Genomic DNA, 17,631 nt, shown 5'->3' on the forward strand with positions numbered 1-17,631 from the left:
TTTTCATTCTGGAAGCCACTATGTCAAGCTATTCGTTTTCCCATCAATTTTATCAGCACTGGACGGGCGCGCCCAAGCCAGTACGGGCAGCGATCGTACAAGAGCTGACCGATATTACTGATTTACTGCAAACTGAGATCCCGTTTGAAAAGTTTGTCTTTACCACTCATGATCTCGATGCGCACCTCGATGACTTATATTGTGTCTATGATCTACAACAAGCAGCGGCGCAAAGACAAGCTGACGAGCAAGCGGCCGAACAACAAAGATTAGAAGAGCAAAAATTAGAAGAGCAAAGACAGCTTGAAGCGCTTGAGAATGAAGCTAAAGAAAAGCAGCAGCAAGCTGAACGGCAACAAATAGAAGCATTAGCCTATACAGAAAACGCTGTAGAAAATACTGATATCAAAAACGAAGACTCTAAGCAGCCAAATAGCAAAGACACACCGAACAAAAAAGCCACTACTCTTACTACTCCTGTAAAAGCGGTCGTGGACAATCTAAACATAGAATCAGCTATCGATCTGAAGCTAAAGAACACTAAGCTAAACGTTGAGCATGAGGCATTATTCAGCGAGCTTGAAGGTCAGATCGATGATTATCTCACCGAGCAGATGTTACAGATGTCTGAAAACCTAAAATCTTGGCTGCGTGCTGAGATCAGTCGTCAACTGGCTGATAAAGAGTAAAATTTTAAATATTGTTCTAGTTAAAATAGGTATTGTTTAGAATAAAAAAGCTACTCTTAACTAAATTTAAAACCTATTTTTTGTTATTAAGTATTATTACTTTAAAAGTCTTTTTCTGAGCTAAAGCCACAGCCTACGCGACATTAACTACATTTTTGCTAACTCAAAGTTTATATATATCTTATAGGTTATTACAAAAAGTAATTTCTATTAATAATTTGGGCTATGCCGTAGGCTGGTGCTTTTAGCCCAGCATCTTTTCCTCGTGTTGTAGAAAAGCGCTCAGTAATTACTTACTGAGCGCTTTTCTATTGGCTTTAAAAATTGCCCTTTAAAATAAACTGCTTTTATATCGCTTGGGTACGCTGGGTCAGCCACTCCAACGCTGCGCCTGATACTCGGCTCTTTAGCTCAGTATAAACTTGGCTATGATAATTGTTAAGCCAGTCAATCTCGACTTGGTTAAGCAGTGATTTATCAATCAGGCGCGTATCAATCGGACAATAGGTTACTGTTTCAAAGTATAAAAACTCACCAAACTCAGTCTCAATCGGATTAGCGACCGCTCGGCTAACGACTAAATTCTCAATACGAATACCCCATTTGCTTTCGCGATATAGACCTGGCTCATTACTAGTAATCATATTGGCTCTCATGGCGCGCTCTTTAGTATTAGGCGCGTTATAAGAGATACCTTGTGGGCCTTCGTGTACATTTAAAAAGTAACCAACACCATGACCTGTGCCATGTCCATAATCCATCTGCGCTTGCCATAACGGCGCACGGCAGATCGCATCGATAGCAGGCGATGAGATACCTTTAGGGAAACAAGCATTGGCCAAGGCAATATGCGCGCGGAGCACGGTAGTAAAGTCGCGCTTATGCTCGCTAGTGATTTGCCCAATACCGACGACGCGAGTGATATCCGTTGTGCCGTTTTGATATTGTGCACCTGAATCTATCAGTAATAATCCGCCTGCGCCAGCCTCGACGTCTAAATAGCTAAACTTTTGCGGTGTCGCCCGATAATGCGGCAATGCCCCGTTTTCATTAAAGCCTGCAATGGTCGGAAAGCTTGGCGAGACATAGTTTGGCTGCTGACTACGCACGGCTATCAACATACTATCGACGTCCAGCTCGCTGAGGCGCTCGCCTTTGTCTAAGCGCTGTTCAAACTCTGCGAAGAACTTGCATAATGCCGCGCCATCTTGACGCATGGCTTCGCGAACATGCTCAATATCAGCATCTGACTTGACAGATTTGAGCATCGTGCTCGGTGCTATTTGCTCAATAAAACCGACATTATCGACTATCTCAGACAAAGTACCAACGGCAACTTTGCTGGGATCCAATAGCAATAAATCATCAGGGGTTAATTGACCTAAAGCACCTTGTATCGCCTCATAATCTGCTAAAGCAATACCGCTATCTGCTAAGCTTTGCGCAATTTCACTGCTGACTTTATTATTATCAATAAACAAAATAGCAGTATCGGCATCAATCAGCATATGCGCCAAAAACACAGGATTGTAATCGACATCAGCACCACGCAAATTAGTCAGCCACGCGATATCATCTAAGCTAGATAATAAATGATGACTCGCACCTGCCTCCGTCATGCCAGCACGTACTGCGGCAAGCTTTGAGGCCGCTGATTGAGCCACGAATTGCGCATCATGCTGATATAACTTGGCGTTCGGTAATGCTGGACGCTCCGCCCAAATCTCAGAAATAACATCTCGATCGGTAATCAAGGTTATGTCATTGGCCTCAAAAGCATCGAGCAATTTATCTTGTTCGCTAATAGACAACACATTGCCATCGACAGCGACGCTATCGCCCTCGCTTAAATGCTCAGCGAGCCAGTCAATATGATTGAGCTGATGAGCAGCACCGAGCTTTTGCAGCTCAATACCTGTCTCTGCTAGCTCATCCGCCGCATGTACCCAATAGCGGCTATCCGCCCAAAGTCCTGCAAAGTCAGCGCTCACAACTAGCGTGCCTGCTGAACCCGTAAACCCTGATAGCCATTCGCGGGTTTGCCAATACTCTGGCAGATACTCGGACAAATGCGGATCGGCTGATGGCACGATAATGGCGGTCAAATCTTGCTTGGCTAGGACAGTGCGCAGATCGGTAATGCGCTGCTGGATATCGGCCTTAGAGGGAATAGTTTGAGTGGTCATAGGATCTCTTTTTATTGATTTGGATATATGAATGGTCAGGTTGCTATTCTATATGGAGCGCCCTACCCATATTCCAAGCTAGAGGCTGTTAGCAGTGATGAATTATATAAAAGCTGAACAATCATTTGTCATTTACCTAGCAGCTCGCTATAGTTAATGTCACTTAAAAATCTATAAAAACATCACCAGAACCTCATAAACTCTCATAACAACATCCAATAAGGCAAGCCCTAATAATGAGTCTAGACTACGCCCATATCCGCGAGCAATTAAACCGTATTATCCACGATTACAAAGACGCTGAAGGCTATGAGCGTGGACAAAGTCAGAACTTTTGGACGCAAATATTCAATGCCTATGGCGTCTCAGGTCAAGTGCAGCTCAAAGCCTTTGAGCATCGCCTCAAAAACGACAAAGCGCAAAAGTACGTCGATGCTTTTATCCCCAAGCTGGTGATGATTGAGCAAAAAAGTCGCGGGCTGGATCTAAATAAAGCCTACACCCAAGTCAGCGAATACTACGATAAGCTCAAGACCGATAAGCCTAGATATATCGTGTTATGCAACTTTGATGAGCTATGGCTGTATGACATCGCCAATCCTATGGATATTAAAGAGCATAAATGTGCGTTGACCGATTTGCCCAAGAACGCAGAGTGGCTAGACTTTTTAGCACCAAATGCGGCGATGACTGAGATCGTTGAGGAAAACCCGATCAACCGTCAAGCCACGGAGATGGTTGCCAAACTGCATCAAGCCTTTATCACTGATGGGGTCAATGCTGACGAGCTGGCGCTATTTTTGACGCGATTGATATTTTGCTTTTTTGCTGATGATACGGGGATATTCGGTCAAAGAAACTTGCTCGATGGGCTACTGACCAATGAGGCCAAAGCCGATGGTAGCAATCTACACGAAGTCTTTACCACGCTATTCGATACTCTAAACACTGAGCAGCGCTCAGCCCGTCTGCCTGAGAGCTATGCTGCCTTTGCCTATATCAATGGCGATCTGTTCTCGCAATCGATTCGTATTCCCTATTTTGATGAAAATCTATATAACCTCGTTGTGCAGTGTAATAATCTCGATTGGAGCGAGATTAGCCCGGCGATCTTTGGCTCGATGTTCCAAAGCGTGCTCGATATCGATGACAGTGCGGCGAGTGACCCAAATAGTAATGACAAGCGCCGTGAGTTTGGCGCGCACTATACCAGTGAGAAGAACATTCTCAAGGTCATTAATTCGCTATTTTTGCAAGAGCTGCGCGATGAGTTCTCAAAATGTAGCAAGGATAAGCCACGGGCGCTCAAGCTGTATGAGAAGCTGCCAACGCTAACCTTTTTTGATCCTGCGTGTGGCTGTGGCAATTTTCTCATTATCGCTTATCGTGAGCTGCGGCTGTTAGAGAATCAGCTTATCGCGCAGATTTATGGCGATCAAAAGGGTCTACTCGATATCAGTAGTATGTGTCAGGTCACGGTCGAGCAGTTTTATGGTATCGAGATTGAGCCGCACGCCGCGCATATCGCTCGGGTGGCGATGTGGATTACCGATCATCAGTTGAACCAAGCCACGGCTGAGCGTTTCGGTACGACGCGCCCGACGACGCCTATCGTGTATAGTCCGCATATCACGGAGGGCAATGCCTTACAGCTCTACTGGGCGGATATTCTGCCTGCCAATGACTGCGACTTTATAATGGGTAATCCACCTTTTATTGGTAAATCCTATCAGAACACAGAGCAGAAAAATGATTTAGCCAAAGCAGCTAATAAAGTAAAAAAGTATAAATCTTTAGATTACGTTGCAGGTTGGTATATTAAAGCCATGAATTATATGCAAGCGGTCACTAAACAAAATCATCAGGTAGAAACAGCCTTTGTCTCAACTAACTCTATTGTGCAAGGTGAGCATGTAGCTTTACTTTGGAAATATATACTAGAAGAAAACGAAGGTTTTATAAACTTTGCGCATCATACTTTTAAATGGAGTAATGAAGGCAAAGGTATTGCCGCAGTACATTGCGTTATCATCGGTTATTCAACTATTAAGCATAAAGAAAAAACGATATTTAATTATAATGATATATCGGGTGATCCTATACCGCAAAAAGCAAAAATTATTAACGGCTATTTAGTTGATACGCCACTTGTCTTTTTGGACAGAACAAGTAAGCAAACCTCTAATCAAAACCCTATGTCTAAAGGCAGTCAACCTACAGACGGTGGCTATTTACTTTTAAATAATGATGAATACTTTGACTTAATAAATGAAGAGCCGTTAGCAAAGAAATATTTACGTCCATTTATGGGGTCACAAGAATTTTTAAATAATATTGAACGCTGGTGTTTATGGTTCAGTGACTGTGACACAGTAGAGTTGAATAAAGATTTAGCCAAAATGCCAATGGTTATGCAGCGTCTTGAAAATGTTAAAGCAATGCGTGAAGAAAGTAGTAAAAAATCAACTCAAAAATTAGCGGCAACGCCTCATTTATTTGACGAGATGCGACAGCCAAATGAAGGTCATTACTTACTCATTCCAAGTGTGTCATCAGAGAATAGAAAATATATTCCTATTGGTTTTTTAGATAGCAATACAGTATGTAGCAACCTAGTTTTTAGTTTACCAGATGCAGGTTTATATCATTTTGGTACATTATCTAGCAGTATGCATAATGCTTTTATGCGTTTAGTGGCTGGACGCTTAAAAAGTGATTATCGCTATTCAAACACTATCGTTTATAACAATTTTCAATATCCGTTTGATGCGCATGATGACGATACCAAAACCATCAAAGCCAAAGACAATATCGAGACCGCTGCACAGCAAGTATTGGATGCGCGGGCGTTTTATCAAGATGGCTCGAACGATGCGCCAACTCTCGCGAAGCTCTATAACACTTATATGATCGATCCTTATCCCAAGCTCACAGCAACACATACCGCCCTCGATAAAGCGGTAGACAAAGCTTATGGCTACAAAGGCAATGGCACAGACGCTCATCGAGTGGAGTTTTTATTGAAGCGTATTGCGGATGGCGGGTGATTAAAGGTTTGAGCTTTTGTAGGGTGCATTCCATGCCCCAGAATCTGAGTTATAACTACCTTCAAAAACGAACTACCAATCTTAAACCCAAAAAACTCGCTATCCATGACGGAAAGCGAGTTTTTATTATACTAAAACTTATTTTAATAATTACTGAGCTGGTGCTGGTTGTACTGCGTCGGCATCGCCGTCGGCTTGTTCAGCAGTTAGATCCACATCAGCTGCTGCGGCTTGATCGACCGTACCATCGGCAGTCGCTGTAGCAGAACCCGTTGCCACTACCGCATCACCCGTGCTAGGTGCGGGCGTGACCGTCGCATCAGCTGGAACATCGGTAGCCGCTGCATCATCAGTAGCCACTTCTGCCACAGGTGCGGCGGCTGGTTCAGCAGCTGGAGCAGCCGCGATAACTGCAGCTTCATCAGCGGCTATCGACTCAGCTGTAGGCTCAGCGCTGATATGCTCGCCTGCTGGACGCAAAAAGGCCGAAATGCCGATAAGCAACACGATGCCTAAAAATAAGCCGACGCCAACTAAGGCAAATAAAAACTCTTTTTTTGGACTGTTATTGACAACATGTTCTGACATAGCCTATCACCCTTACAACAAAGAATATTTTAAATATTGAGCTATTATATCGCAATTTATAGCGATTTGTTAAATCCCTCACCTATTTAAAGGAATTATTATGTTAGCCGCAATAGTTTACGAGCTTATTCAATAGCTACTTACCCAACCGCGCTCTTGCAATACTGTTTTTGCCCAAATAACTGAGCAATAGCAGTAAGCTGATAAAGATCAAAATAGGCGCATTACCAAAAGTCGTATACGGCGTATGGCCGACTCGCGCCTGAATAGTACCGCGCAATACCGTACGCTCAAACTGCGGCGCACGCTTAACGATCTGACCTCTATGATCAATGATTGCCGTTACCCCAGTATTGGTCGCACGCATGAACCAGCGCCCGTTCTCCAGCGCCCGCATTTGTACCATTTGCAGATGTTGCAACGGCCCTGCTGACGTGCCAAACCAAGCATCATTCGATATCGTTAATAAAAAGTCGGTATCGATAGCGTTTTTGCGCGTGGTATCGGGATACGCCACTTCATAACAAATCGCTGAGCCTAGATTATGACCGCGCACGCGCAATGGCGACTGTTGATCATCACCACGGCTATAGCTGAGCATCTCTTGACTACCTGCCAGACCAGGCAATAGATCTAGCGTGCCTTGAAAAGGAATATACTCCCCATACGGCACCAAGCGCTGCTTTTTATACAGACCCTCTGCCTGTGCACCGAGCGCTATGACGCTATTATAGAAGGGCGCGTATTTATCAGTGCTCGGATCGAACGCTGCCTCATCCTTATAAGGAATACCCGTGACCCAAGTGGTATCCGTCTCCTTGGCTATCTCGACCATTTCACCGATAAAGCCGACTGCCTCCGTCTGAAACATCGGAATGGATGACTCAGGCCACAGCACAATGTCACGGCCCCACTCGCTACGAGTGAGGGTTGCATATATCTTGAGCGTCTCCACTTGGAACTCAGTGAGCCATTTTAAGTCTTGCGGGATATTGCCTTGGATGAGCGATACCGAAAGATCTGGCGTACCCTTGGGCTTCGTCCACTGCGGATCAGCCAGCCACAGCGAGGTGCTAACGACTAGCAGGGCAAATGAGGCCAATAGATAGCCGCCACGATTGCGCATCTGCTCAACCACACTAGCTGCGAGTAATACCGCCACAAAAGTCACGGCAAATATACCCGCCACAGGCGCAAGTGACGATAGCCAATACTGCTCAGTAAAGGCATAACCAATAAATAACCAAGGAAATCCTGTGAACAGCCACGTCTTAAGCCATTCTTGAAATACCCAAAGCGCTGCAAAAGCGAAAGGCTGCTTGCCGACTACCCGATTGAATAGTAGCGCCATAAAGCCATGAAATAGCCCCATAATCAGACCCATGATCGCGATCAAAATCAGCGCAAGCCACGCTGGTGTATCGCCGTAATCATGAATAGAGGTATAAAGCCAAAAAGCGCCAACGCACCACAGCCCTGTACCATAAGCTTCACCGATGATAAAAGCGCGCTTGCCGCTCATCTCTGGCAATAACAGCGCATATAAAATCGCAGGCGATATCAAAGCCAATGGCCAGAACCCATAAGGCGCTAGCGCTAAAGTAAATGACGCCCCTGCAAGCCCAGCCAGCACAATCAGCAGACCTAACGGTCTTTTTTTCGACTTGTTCGCATTGAGACGCTTTTGCAAATCATCAGTAGACAGACGCATAGTTATTACCTAAAACCTTTTATGACCTAAAGCTTTGTAACCAAAACTCAGAACCGAACGACAAATTTTTAGTGTTTTTAATGTAAAGAGGCTGTTTACGCATCCGCTCAAATTAAATGCGACTATGATACCAGCCTGCGCCAATAAAGGGGTAAATTTGCGTAGTTAGGTTAGACTGCTAACCATAAAAAACACGGCCGTAGCCGTGTTTTTTTATTTATGTCTAAGACTAATTTATCAATAAAATTAATGACTACCAATCAATACCTGATTATCCGCTTTTATATTGGTCAGCTCAAGATCGTTAATAGAGCGCCCTTCTACATCAGTAATAGTGATTTTCCAGTCATCTATCTCGACGCTCTCACCCTCTAAGTCACTGACATAACCGAGCGCCTGCATGACTAAACCGCCCATCGTATCGACATCGGTATCATCAAAATGGCTGCCTAGCTCATCGTTACAGTCTTCAATCACCGTCGAGGCTTGCACGCACCAAGTATTAGGCTTTTCAGGATGGATGACAATATTATTGATATCGCTGTCTTCATCAAAGTCATCATGCTCATCAACGATATCACCGACGATTTCTTCTAATAAATCCTCCATCGTCACCACACCTGCAAAGTTACCGAACTCGTCAACGACGATTGCCATATGCACTTGGGTGCGTTGCAGTGAGCGTAAAAGGGTATCGGAACGTGCATTTTCACTGATATACAATGGCTGGCGCACTAAGTCTTTAAGACGTTTGCTATCGATTTTTTCGTCTTGATCGCGCACCATATAGACGAGCAGCGGAATCAAGTCTTTTGCCAGTAAAATACCGATCACTGCATCGTCATCTTGGCTATCAAATACAGGATAGCGTGAATGCGTGGTCTCTAAGATGATATCCATGACCTCAGCCAGACTAGTACTCTCGTGCAGGCTGATAACTTGTGGGCGCGGGGTCATGATCTCCCGCACTTGGGTGGCGGGCAAGTCCAATACGCCCTCGAGCATATCAACCGTATCAGGCTCTAAAAACCGGCGCGATTCCTGCACCAGATTGATTAGCTCATCACGGGTTTCGGGGGCGGTCGATAGCCAGCGTTTTAAGCCGCGCATCGACCAGCTACTCGGGCTGGGAGTGTCTTCAGACATGGTAACGTGAGTTAACCTCTTTGGTTGGTAGATATAGATAAAGTATAAACCGTTAGATGGGGATAAAATAGCTAACATCAAACAGGTAGCAAATTAGTTTCACTTTATCGCAAGCCTTTATCACATTCAACGATAAATTTATGCAAATTGTATTGTCAGTGTGATATAAATTTTGCTATGGTCAAAACATTGATTTCATTATTCATTTTAATATACATCTTAACATTGATTTCACCACTTACTTCAACAACTACTTAAGTAACGCAATCCTATGTCGCTCAGCTCCTCTCTTAAATCATGGTTATCAAAGCGCACTGCAAACAAACAGGCTCCAAACCGACCGCCGAGCATTGAGCCTACTAAGCATAAGCCGCTTAGCTGGTGGCGATTACTCATACGTTTGCTTATTTTGATTACCTTGATACTCTCGGCAATCTGGCTGTTGCTGGCTATTTGGTATCAGTTTGGCGCTCTATCAGCCATCACTTGGCTGGCAGCAGTCATAATAGTAGGTTTATTAGCGGCATTAATTACTTCGCGCTATCTACCAAAGCTAACTGATAAGCTAGCTTATAAGCTGATGAATAAACCCGCGCTTACTACCCACAATCGACACCGATACTCAAGGGTCTTACTAGCAGGCTATACCAGCGTTTGGCTGCTCGGTCTGGGCTGGTTTTTCTCTATTGAAGCCAAACAGGAGCGCAACTGGCAGCCTGATGTCAGTGAAGTAGTCAGCTATACTCGCGACGCTGATAATCCTAACTTGATAACCTTTACTAACGTGCGTAACTTCGACTGGCATGCGCCGCGCGGTGATGGCGAAGAGATCACATCCGATGCGCGCTGGGAGACTCGTACGGTCGATATGTCCAAGCTAGCAGGCGTCGATATATTTAACTCCTATTGGATGGGGCCGTTGATTGCGCACACCTTAGTTAGCTTTCGCTTTGAAGATGATCGGCCGCTCGCTTTCTCCTTTGAGATTCGCAAAGAGGACGATGAGACATTTTCGGCATTAGCTGGGTTTTTTCGCCGCTTTGAGCTGAGCCTGATTGCTAGCGAGGAGCGTGATATTATTTATACTCGTACTAATGCGCGCGGCGAGCAAGTGTATCTATTCCCTGTTAGTCACTTGCAGCAAAGCGAGGTTCAGTCGCTATTTGAATCCTACCTTATCGCAGCGGATGAGCTCAATGCGCAGCCGTCTTGGTATAATACTTTTACCAGTAACTGCACTAACATTATTTTTTATATGGCGCGGATCGTCAGCGGTGAGCGCCTGCCTTGGGATTATCGTATTTGGGTCTCAGGCTGGCTGCCCAACTACTTATATGATATCGGTATGCTAGATGCTGATATTAGTTCTAGTGATGCTGGCACTGACGCTAATTCTGAGCAAAATGATAACCAAGAAAGCACTGAGCCGTGGTCAATGGAGACATGGTATGAGCGTGCGCATATCAATCCTAAAGTGCGCGGCTTTGATAATAGTGCTAATTTAGACGTCAGTAATAACAGCGCTGAGTTTTCTAGGCAAATTCGTCAAGGTATTCCAATTCCGCCACTGGCTGATACGCAAGTTGAAGCTGAGGCAGATGCCATCTCACAGGCTAGAATGACGGCTGAATAGAATGTGTGATTAAAGCGTAATGATACGATTTTGATCTCAGGTTTCAATTTTTATTTCAATATAAAGATTTGCCCCTGAATTTTTACCTACTAGTTTGAATATAAATAGCTATTGAATATTTTTTGAATGCATCTTGCTTAAAATGATAAATGTATTTTGGCGATACGGCTTTGATTGTAGTTAATGTAGTCACCTTAATAGCATACTCATTGGGATCGTTATTGTCATAATAAATTGCTGCCACCGACTCCCCTAAGTGCTCTGCAATCGCTTTGATCAGTGGCGAGCTAATCCCTTGCAATAACAATCGGCGCTGCGCCTCTTTAATAGAGACGTCAAAATTTTGCGCATAAAACCAAGGCGCTGCATTTATCCCTGACTCGGTTAAAATATTAAAATAGTGATCGGACAATGGCTCATCTTTATATAATTTATCCGCTAGTGCCTCTATTTTTTGCCAATCTATAGTCATAGTTTCCACAGTTTTAGCAGCTGGTTTATCAAATAGCTTTTGCTCATACTCTAACCTTAGCTTTCAAGGCGTCACCCAATTCACCACTCGCGGCTCCATCTCTTCATCACTCATACCGACCTCAGAGACACAGCGCCCAGCGATACCGATATTTGCCGCGCGCATTTGCTGCTGAGTCGCTACCGCATCTCCAGTCAATAATAGATGCCACGCTGGCAAGGATTGACCTTTATATAAGCGCTTATAGGCACAGTGTGCAGGCAGCCACATCATAGAGGGCAGCTTGCCGATAGTAAGCTGAATGCAGTCAGGTACATACTCTTGGCGCGTGGCGTAATGCTGACAGTATCCCGTCTCGCAGTTCATCAGCTGACAGGCGACATCGGTATACTCAACTAAAGCCTCATCGACATTGCCCTCTTCATCCTCATCAACGTATTTAATCAGACAGCAACTCCCGCAGCCATCACATAGAGCCTCCCACTCGCTATGATTTAGCTCATCAAGTGCAAAGCGTGTCCAAAATTGTGGGCGCAGCTCTGTGCTTTTTGGTTCTGTACTGACTAACTCAGTACTTTCTAACTCAGTATTTTTGGAACCTGAAATCTCTACTTTAGGTTTTTCAGGTGCAGACGATGAGCTAGCTTTTGGCTTGCTGGCGGATGATAAAAAATTTAAATTCATAGGATCAGCTTTTAATAGGTGGCTTGTAGGAAACAATGGGATAAGTAGCAACCATTTTGATAACGAGCGTTACAGTATTATAGCTGTTTTTACGTGATTTGGGCGTTAAGGTAGAACGGTTGAATAAAACGTAAGGTATTAATATCTAGAATCATCTGTTCATACCTTGCTAAAAACTGCACTAAAAAAAGGATAATAATATGTCTATCAAGACTTTTGAATTAATCAGTACCACTGAAAATGGCGTACAGCTAATCAGCTATGTGGCTCTACCTGAGAGCGCCAGCAATGACAATCCAGTCACGGGTATCTTAGTAGCGCCAGAATGGTGGGGCGTGGTCGAGCATCCAAAAGCAGTCACTGAGCGCTTAGCAAAAGCGGGCTATGCGGCTGTCGCTATGGATGTGTTTGGCGAGGGTAAACTCACCACTGACGCAGCAATGGCGAATATGTGGATGGAGCAAGTGCTCGCTGACCAAGATATGCTGATGGCACGTTGTCAGCTGATCTTAAATGACTTTAGCGATCAGATGGGTGTCAATGGTGATAATCTTGGCGCGATTGGCTTTTGTTTCGGTGGTAAAGTCGTGTTAGATATGGCGCGCGAAGGTATGCCTCTCAAAGCTGTCGCGACTTTCCATGGTAACTTATCACCAAAGCAGCCTGCGGATAAAAACTTTGCCGCCAAAGTATTAGTTGCGCATGGTGGTGCTGATTCTATGGTAACGATGGATGCAGTAGAGGGCTTCAAAAAAGAGATGGAGGCAGCAGGTGTCGATTATACCGTCGATGTCTATGACGATGCTAAGCATGGCTTTACAAATCCACAAGCCGATAAACGCGCGGCAGATAATGATGCCGATTTAGGTTACAACGAGGCCGCTGCCAAGCAAAGCTGGGATAAAATGATGGACTTTATGAAAGCTAATTTGGGATAGTTTGTTCTATCTTTTTCATCCTGTCTTAAAGGCGTAGGGTGCACTCTATCGCACTAATTATTTTTTATATTATCGCACTGGTGCGCTGGGCACACCCTACAAAAACTAAGCAGAGTATATTAATTATATTCTGCTTTTTTATGTGCTAAGCGTAGCTGGACTTACGTCTTTCTTAAATAACATCGTCACCGCATTGTAAGATAGAATACTTGATAATAAGTATTAAGAACATATTGAGGTCTACAATGGATTGGTTTTCGATTATTATTTTGCTGATCATCGCTAGTGTCTTTTATAAAAAGCTAAATGCACAGCTTAAGCAACTACGCGGTGATATAACGAAGCTACAAATTGAGCTGCAACAGCACAAAGATAATGCTAAAGCTTTAAAGTCCCCAGATTCCATTGCTAATAATACCACCCCATTGACCTCATCCAGCACAGCAGCGCCACAACCAATATTACCACCGCCACTGCCGACTAGGATTAGTGCTGACGAGCAGACCAACCCTGTGCTAAGTGAGCACTTCGTAGATAATACTCCTGATATAAAAACATCACTCGCTGATCAAAAGCCAGTACCAAGTCAACTAGCCTCTGCTACGCCAATCATGGAGCCAGATGAGCACTCGCTCCCTATCGTCACCTCCCTATTTAACTCGCTGAAAAACTGGTTCTTAGGGGGTAACTTAGTCGTGCGTGTTGGCGTTTTAGTATTACTGGTCGGTGTGGTTTTATTGCTACGCTTAGTCAGCGATTATGTCGAGATTTCTATAGAGTCCAAACTTATCGCTATCGGTGTCACAGGATTAGCGCTGGCAGGTTTGGGTCTGAAATTAGCGATCAAGCGCTTTGCCTACGGTATCACTTTGCAAGGAGCAGGCTTGGCCATCGCTTACCTGACGACCTTTTTTGCTTACGATGTCTATGAGGTACTTGCCAGCGTACCTAGCTTTATTGCTTTAGGGCTGATATCGGCGCTCACTATCGGCTTAGCCATCCGTCAAAACGCTTTTCCTTTAGCGCTGTTAGCCTTGGGCGGTGGCTTTTTTGCGCCCTTATTGACGGCAACTGATACAGGTAGCTTGACGGCATTATTTAGCTATTATCTGCTGTTAAACGTCGCCGTCGCCATCATCGCTCATTACCGTACTTGGAAAGTGTTGAATATCTTGGGCGTTGCCGTGACTTTTGGTCTGGCTTATTACTTCGGTGGTTTTGCCAGTGTAAGTAGCGAGATTGATGCGCAGCGTTGGTCACTTGTGCTATTGGTTGCACTGCATCTGGCACTCTATCTATTTATAGCGATACGCTATACTCAGCAGATTATTATCTATAACGTTAATTATGAAGCCGCTACTTCTATAACGGCTGCAACTGCCTTCAACACCAATTCAAAACCTGTGAATAGCCATAGCAATAACCTCTATCTCTACCCAATGGATATAGGATTGTTGTTTTCAGTACCCGTACTAGCCTTTGGGCTATTTGCTGCTCTATTGCACGATATTGAGCATGCGCTAACCATGACTAGTGCGCTTTTAGGCGCTATTTACTTAATATTGGGCTGGTCGCTCATTCGTCGCAGTCAGCGCTATGCGCTCATTACTGAGGGAATGCTGGCGTTAGGGTTTGGCTTTTTGGCCTTAGTTATACCCTTAGCTTTTGATGCTGAGTGGATTGCAGTTGGCTGGTCGATTCAAGGCGTAGCGCTGGTTTGGTTTGGACGGCGCTCGCTGCGCGCGTGGCTCGTGATCTTTGGTCTATTATTACAGATAGCTAGTGTCGGATTGTTATTCTTATACGCCTTTTTTGGCGATGCGACCACTTTAGCTATGTCACTCTCCGCTATCGCCAGCCTTAGTGTGGTGTTTATTTTGCGAGCCAGCAATTCGCCTAATGTCTTGTTCAATGCCAACTCGCAAGCAGATGCCAATATTCTTCATACCACCAATACTATTGATAATAATAATCTAGATGACATCAATAATGAGGTAACCAAATACGCAAGTGCTCTAGGTATCAGCCCTCAAGCCGCTCGGCAGTGGCTTATGAGTATCAATCGTCAAACCACTGCCTTCAATGTGGTATGGCGCAGTCCTGCCTTTATAAGCTTTTTAACTGCTATAGCTATCGTTTGGTCGCTTTACGTTTTAATCAACGACTTTGATCTGTGGTTTGAGCATTGGCAATTAGCAACAACGACTTTGATAGCACTAGCGACTTTGCTTAGTTTGAGTATTTATTGGCTAATCAATCGTTATCGCACTTGGGCGGAGGTTCGCTATTTTAGCCACGCCTTACTGAGCTTATTTTATCTAGCGCTGGTACTGCAATTACCGCAAAAGTTTGAGTTTGACCATCAATGGAGCGCTATAAACTGGGCAGTTTTTACCGTCCTTTTGCTCGGCTGGCTAATTATCGCTCAGCTATGGCTAAAAACGTGGTATAGCAAGCTTGTCATCAATAAAGATGCTGATGCTAGTACTATTGCTGATGTTGATAATGTTAGTAATGAGACAAATACTAAAAATAATTCTTCATATCAATACGCCAGTTGGTTAGCGACTGGTATATTAGTGCTGGCGGCGGCTGTCTATTACAGTTGGTCGGACTCAGGTGGGGTGGTGACCATCGCTATCATTAGTCTGTGCTTGATTGTATTGATGCAATTTGCTGAGTGTCACTTGGCAAGCATACTGCCATGGTTTGATTGGCATAAAGCATTAGCAGGCTGTAGCGCTCTATTCGTACCACTATTGCTCATCTGGGTCGTTATTACTAACTGGTATCACGATGGTATCGTCTGGGACTTACCTTATATTCCTGTGCTAAATCTGTATGATATCGCAGTGCTGTTGGCGATGGCTTATGGTCTAAAAGTATATACCTTATCTCAAAACGACAACGCCCGACAGAATCTTACGCCGCCCAATCAAAACAAGCTCATTTCTGCAAATATACTGCTTAAAGCGATTGGTATTATTGGCTTTTGGGTGCTCTCAAGTATGCTTGTGCGTACGTTACATGCCTATGCCAGCACGCCATTATGGAACGATGGCGCTTGGAGCAATGATACTGTGCAAACCAGTTTGACGATTCTGTGGACACTGACTGCCCTTATCGCCACCTTTATGTCGAGTCGCAACGGTAAGCGCTTTTGGTGGTTTATGGGTATTGGCTTACTCGGCGTAGTGGTACTCAAGCTGGTGCTGGTCGACTTATCGCAAACGGGCGCTATTTTGCGCGTTATCTCCTTCTTAGTAGCAGGTAGCTTGATATTATTGATTGGTTATCTTGCGCCACTGCCACCTGAGCATGAAAAAGAGAGTGAAATAATGGACGATATTGAACAACAGAACAAGTGACAAGCCATAAGCAGACTTCATGGAGAAATTATAACGTGACAGCTTGGGTTCTGTAGTAAACTGGGCACCACAGCTACTCTGGACGCATTGTCTATGACTAGCAAATTATTTATTAAAAAGGCAGTAAAAGCAGATGGATAAGAAAGCAAATATTCAGTGGTTCCCAGGACATATGAATAAGGCGCGTAACGAAGTCAAAGAAGTCATGCCGCAGATGGATATCATCATCGAGGTGCTTGACGCGCGTATTCCTTATAGCAGTGAAAACCCAATGGTAGCCTCATTACGTGGCGAAAAACCTGTCATCAAGATTTTAAACAAAGCCGATTTGGCTGATCCTGAGATGACTCAAGCGTGGATGGATTATTTTGAGCAAGAAAACGGTGTCAAAGCGCTCGCCTTTGATGATAATAAAGCCGATCACGTCCATCGTATTGTTGAGCTATGCAAGCGCCTTATGCCAAATAAAGCCGAGTCAGGTCGCCAAATTAAAGCAATGATATTGGGTATTCCCAACGTTGGCAAATCCACCCTTATCAATACCCTAGCAGGGCGTGCCGTTGCCAAAACAGGTAATGAGCCTGCGGTCACTAAGTCGCAGCAGCTCATCAAACTAGATGGTGGCATTATGCTCTATGACACGCCTGGTATGCTCTGGCCAAAAGTTGAAAATGCTAATTCAGGCTATCGCTTAGCCGCTACTGGTGGTATTCGTGATACCGCCTTTGACTTCGATGATGTGGCGGGTTATACCGCAGAATATCTATTGAAGGCTTATCCTGAACTGCTAAAAACGCGCTATAAAATCGATGAATTGCCTAAAACGGATTGGGAGTTCTTTGAGATTGCAGGGCACAATCGAGGACTGCTCAAAAGAGGTGGCGTTGTAGATACCTATCGCATGTCAGAAATTCTGGTCAACGAATTACGTAGTGGTACGATAGGTCGTATCAGTCTAGAAACCCCTGAAATGCGTGAAGCGGAAGAAGCAGTCGTCGCGGAGCAACGTCTAGCCGATGAAGAGCGCAAAAAGGCAAAGTTAGAGGAAAAGCATCAGCGTAAATTGCGGGCAAGGAAGAATCGGAAGTAGGGTTAGTTTCATAATTAGGAACTTTGCATAGGGTGCGTTCCACGCACCGATAATGACGCTACAACTAACCATCGGTGCA

The 17,631-nt window shown here is 44.5% G+C and carries 12 protein-coding genes; 6 read left to right on the plus strand and 6 right to left on the minus strand.

All coding sequences use genetic code 11. The features are described 5' to 3' along the window. Positions 1 to 20: 20 nt before the first annotated feature. Positions 21 to 689 (plus strand): hypothetical protein, encoded by a 669-nt coding sequence (locus ACR63T_RS12290; RefSeq protein WP_472784169.1) that lies wholly within the window; start codon positions 21 to 23, stop codon positions 687 to 689. A gap of 347 nt (positions 690 to 1,036) precedes the next feature. Here ACR63T_RS12290 and ACR63T_RS12295 read toward each other — a convergent pair whose 3' ends face one another. Beyond that, entirely contained in the window at positions 1,037 to 2,875 is a 1,839-nt protein-coding gene (locus ACR63T_RS12295) for a M24 family metallopeptidase (protein WP_472784170.1), read from the minus strand. 236 nt (positions 2,876 to 3,111) lie between these two features. Between ACR63T_RS12295 and ACR63T_RS12300 the strand changes: the two genes are divergently transcribed. Further along, positions 3,112 to 5,922 carry a DNA methyltransferase gene (locus ACR63T_RS12300; protein WP_472784171.1) on the plus strand — a complete coding sequence of 937 codons (2,811 nt, stop codon included), beginning with the start codon at positions 3,112 to 3,114 and terminating at the stop codon, positions 5,920 to 5,922. Between the two features lie 150 nt (positions 5,923 to 6,072). On the opposite strand, the gene ACR63T_RS12305 is transcribed toward ACR63T_RS12300, so the two are convergent. From ACR63T_RS12305 to ACR63T_RS12315, 3 genes are all read right to left on the minus strand, one after another. Further along, positions 6,073 to 6,510 carry a hypothetical protein gene (locus tag ACR63T_RS12305; protein WP_472784172.1) on the minus strand — a complete coding sequence of 146 codons (438 nt, stop codon included), beginning with the start codon at positions 6,508 to 6,510 and terminating at the stop codon, positions 6,073 to 6,075. Between the two features lie 136 nt (positions 6,511 to 6,646). Further along, positions 6,647 to 8,221: an apolipoprotein N-acyltransferase gene (gene lnt, locus ACR63T_RS12310; RefSeq protein ID WP_305899024.1), complete on the minus strand. Its 1,575-nt coding sequence runs from the start codon at positions 8,219 to 8,221 to the stop codon at positions 6,647 to 6,649. A 246-nt stretch (positions 8,222 to 8,467) separates the two neighbouring features. Beyond that, complete coding sequence (locus ACR63T_RS12315; RefSeq protein WP_201570360.1) at positions 8,468 to 9,367, minus strand: CBS domain-containing protein; 900 nt, start codon at positions 9,365 to 9,367, stop codon at positions 8,468 to 8,470. Positions 9,368 to 9,638: 271 nt separating this feature from the next. On the opposite strand from ACR63T_RS12315, the gene ACR63T_RS12320 reads away from it, so the two are divergent. After that, positions 9,639 to 11,000, plus strand: coding sequence for an Lnb N-terminal periplasmic domain-containing protein (locus ACR63T_RS12320; RefSeq protein ID WP_472784173.1), 1,362 nt, complete (start codon positions 9,639 to 9,641; stop codon positions 10,998 to 11,000). An 82-nt stretch (positions 11,001 to 11,082) separates the two neighbouring features. Here the strand turns inward: ACR63T_RS12320 and ACR63T_RS12325 are convergent, their stop codons facing one another. Both ACR63T_RS12325 and ACR63T_RS12330 read right to left on the minus strand, forming a co-directional pair. Further along, positions 11,083 to 11,472, minus strand: a complete 390-nt coding sequence (locus ACR63T_RS12325) for a hypothetical protein (protein WP_472784174.1) — start codon at positions 11,470 to 11,472, stop codon at positions 11,083 to 11,085. Positions 11,473 to 11,535: 63 nt separating this feature from the next. Continuing rightward, positions 11,536 to 12,009, minus strand: coding sequence for a YcgN family cysteine cluster protein (locus ACR63T_RS12330; protein WP_472785283.1), 474 nt, complete (start codon positions 12,007 to 12,009; stop codon positions 11,536 to 11,538). 347 nt (positions 12,010 to 12,356) lie between these two features. On the opposite strand from ACR63T_RS12330, the gene ACR63T_RS12335 reads away from it, so the two are divergent. The 3 genes from ACR63T_RS12335 (at position 12,357) to ylqF (ending at position 17,552) form a co-directional block, all read left to right on the plus strand. After that, positions 12,357 to 13,094, plus strand: coding sequence for a dienelactone hydrolase family protein (locus ACR63T_RS12335; protein WP_472784175.1), 738 nt, complete (start codon positions 12,357 to 12,359; stop codon positions 13,092 to 13,094). Positions 13,095 to 13,339: 245 nt separating this feature from the next. Then, positions 13,340 to 16,462: a DUF2339 domain-containing protein gene (locus ACR63T_RS12340; RefSeq protein WP_472784176.1), complete on the plus strand. Its 3,123-nt coding sequence runs from the start codon at positions 13,340 to 13,342 to the stop codon at positions 16,460 to 16,462. Between the two features lie 133 nt (positions 16,463 to 16,595). Further along, complete coding sequence (gene ylqF / locus ACR63T_RS12345) at positions 16,596 to 17,552, plus strand: ribosome biogenesis GTPase YlqF (protein ID WP_472784177.1); 957 nt, start codon at positions 16,596 to 16,598, stop codon at positions 17,550 to 17,552. The last annotated feature ends 79 nt before the right edge of the window (positions 17,553 to 17,631 follow it).

It is taken from the genome of Psychrobacter sp. M17(2026), assembly GCF_055699815.1.

What these genes read in the sequence shown, in the direction of transcription:
- ACR63T_RS12290 (WP_472784169.1), top strand. Translation starts at nt 21, where the DNA reads ATGTCAAGCTATTCGTTTTCCCATCAATTTTATCAGCACTGGACGGGC.
- ACR63T_RS12295 (WP_472784170.1), bottom strand. Translation starts at nt 2,875, where the DNA reads ATGACCACTCAAACTATTCCCTCTAAGGCCGATATCCAGCAGCGCATT.
- ACR63T_RS12300 (WP_472784171.1), top strand. Translation starts at nt 3,112, where the DNA reads ATGAGTCTAGACTACGCCCATATCCGCGAGCAATTAAACCGTATTATC.
- ACR63T_RS12305 (WP_472784172.1), bottom strand. Translation starts at nt 6,510, where the DNA reads ATGTCAGAACATGTTGTCAATAACAGTCCAAAAAAAGAGTTTTTATTT.
- lnt (WP_305899024.1), bottom strand. Translation starts at nt 8,221, where the DNA reads ATGCGTCTGTCTACTGATGATTTGCAAAAGCGTCTCAATGCGAACAAG.
- ACR63T_RS12315 (WP_201570360.1), bottom strand. Translation starts at nt 9,367, where the DNA reads ATGTCTGAAGACACTCCCAGCCCGAGTAGCTGGTCGATGCGCGGCTTA.
- ACR63T_RS12320 (WP_472784173.1), top strand. Translation starts at nt 9,639, where the DNA reads ATGTCGCTCAGCTCCTCTCTTAAATCATGGTTATCAAAGCGCACTGCA.
- ACR63T_RS12325 (WP_472784174.1), bottom strand. Translation starts at nt 11,472, where the DNA reads ATGACTATAGATTGGCAAAAAATAGAGGCACTAGCGGATAAATTATAT.
- ACR63T_RS12335 (WP_472784175.1), top strand. Translation starts at nt 12,357, where the DNA reads ATGTCTATCAAGACTTTTGAATTAATCAGTACCACTGAAAATGGCGTA.
- ACR63T_RS12340 (WP_472784176.1), top strand. Translation starts at nt 13,340, where the DNA reads ATGGATTGGTTTTCGATTATTATTTTGCTGATCATCGCTAGTGTCTTT.
- ylqF (WP_472784177.1), top strand. Translation starts at nt 16,596, where the DNA reads ATGGATAAGAAAGCAAATATTCAGTGGTTCCCAGGACATATGAATAAG.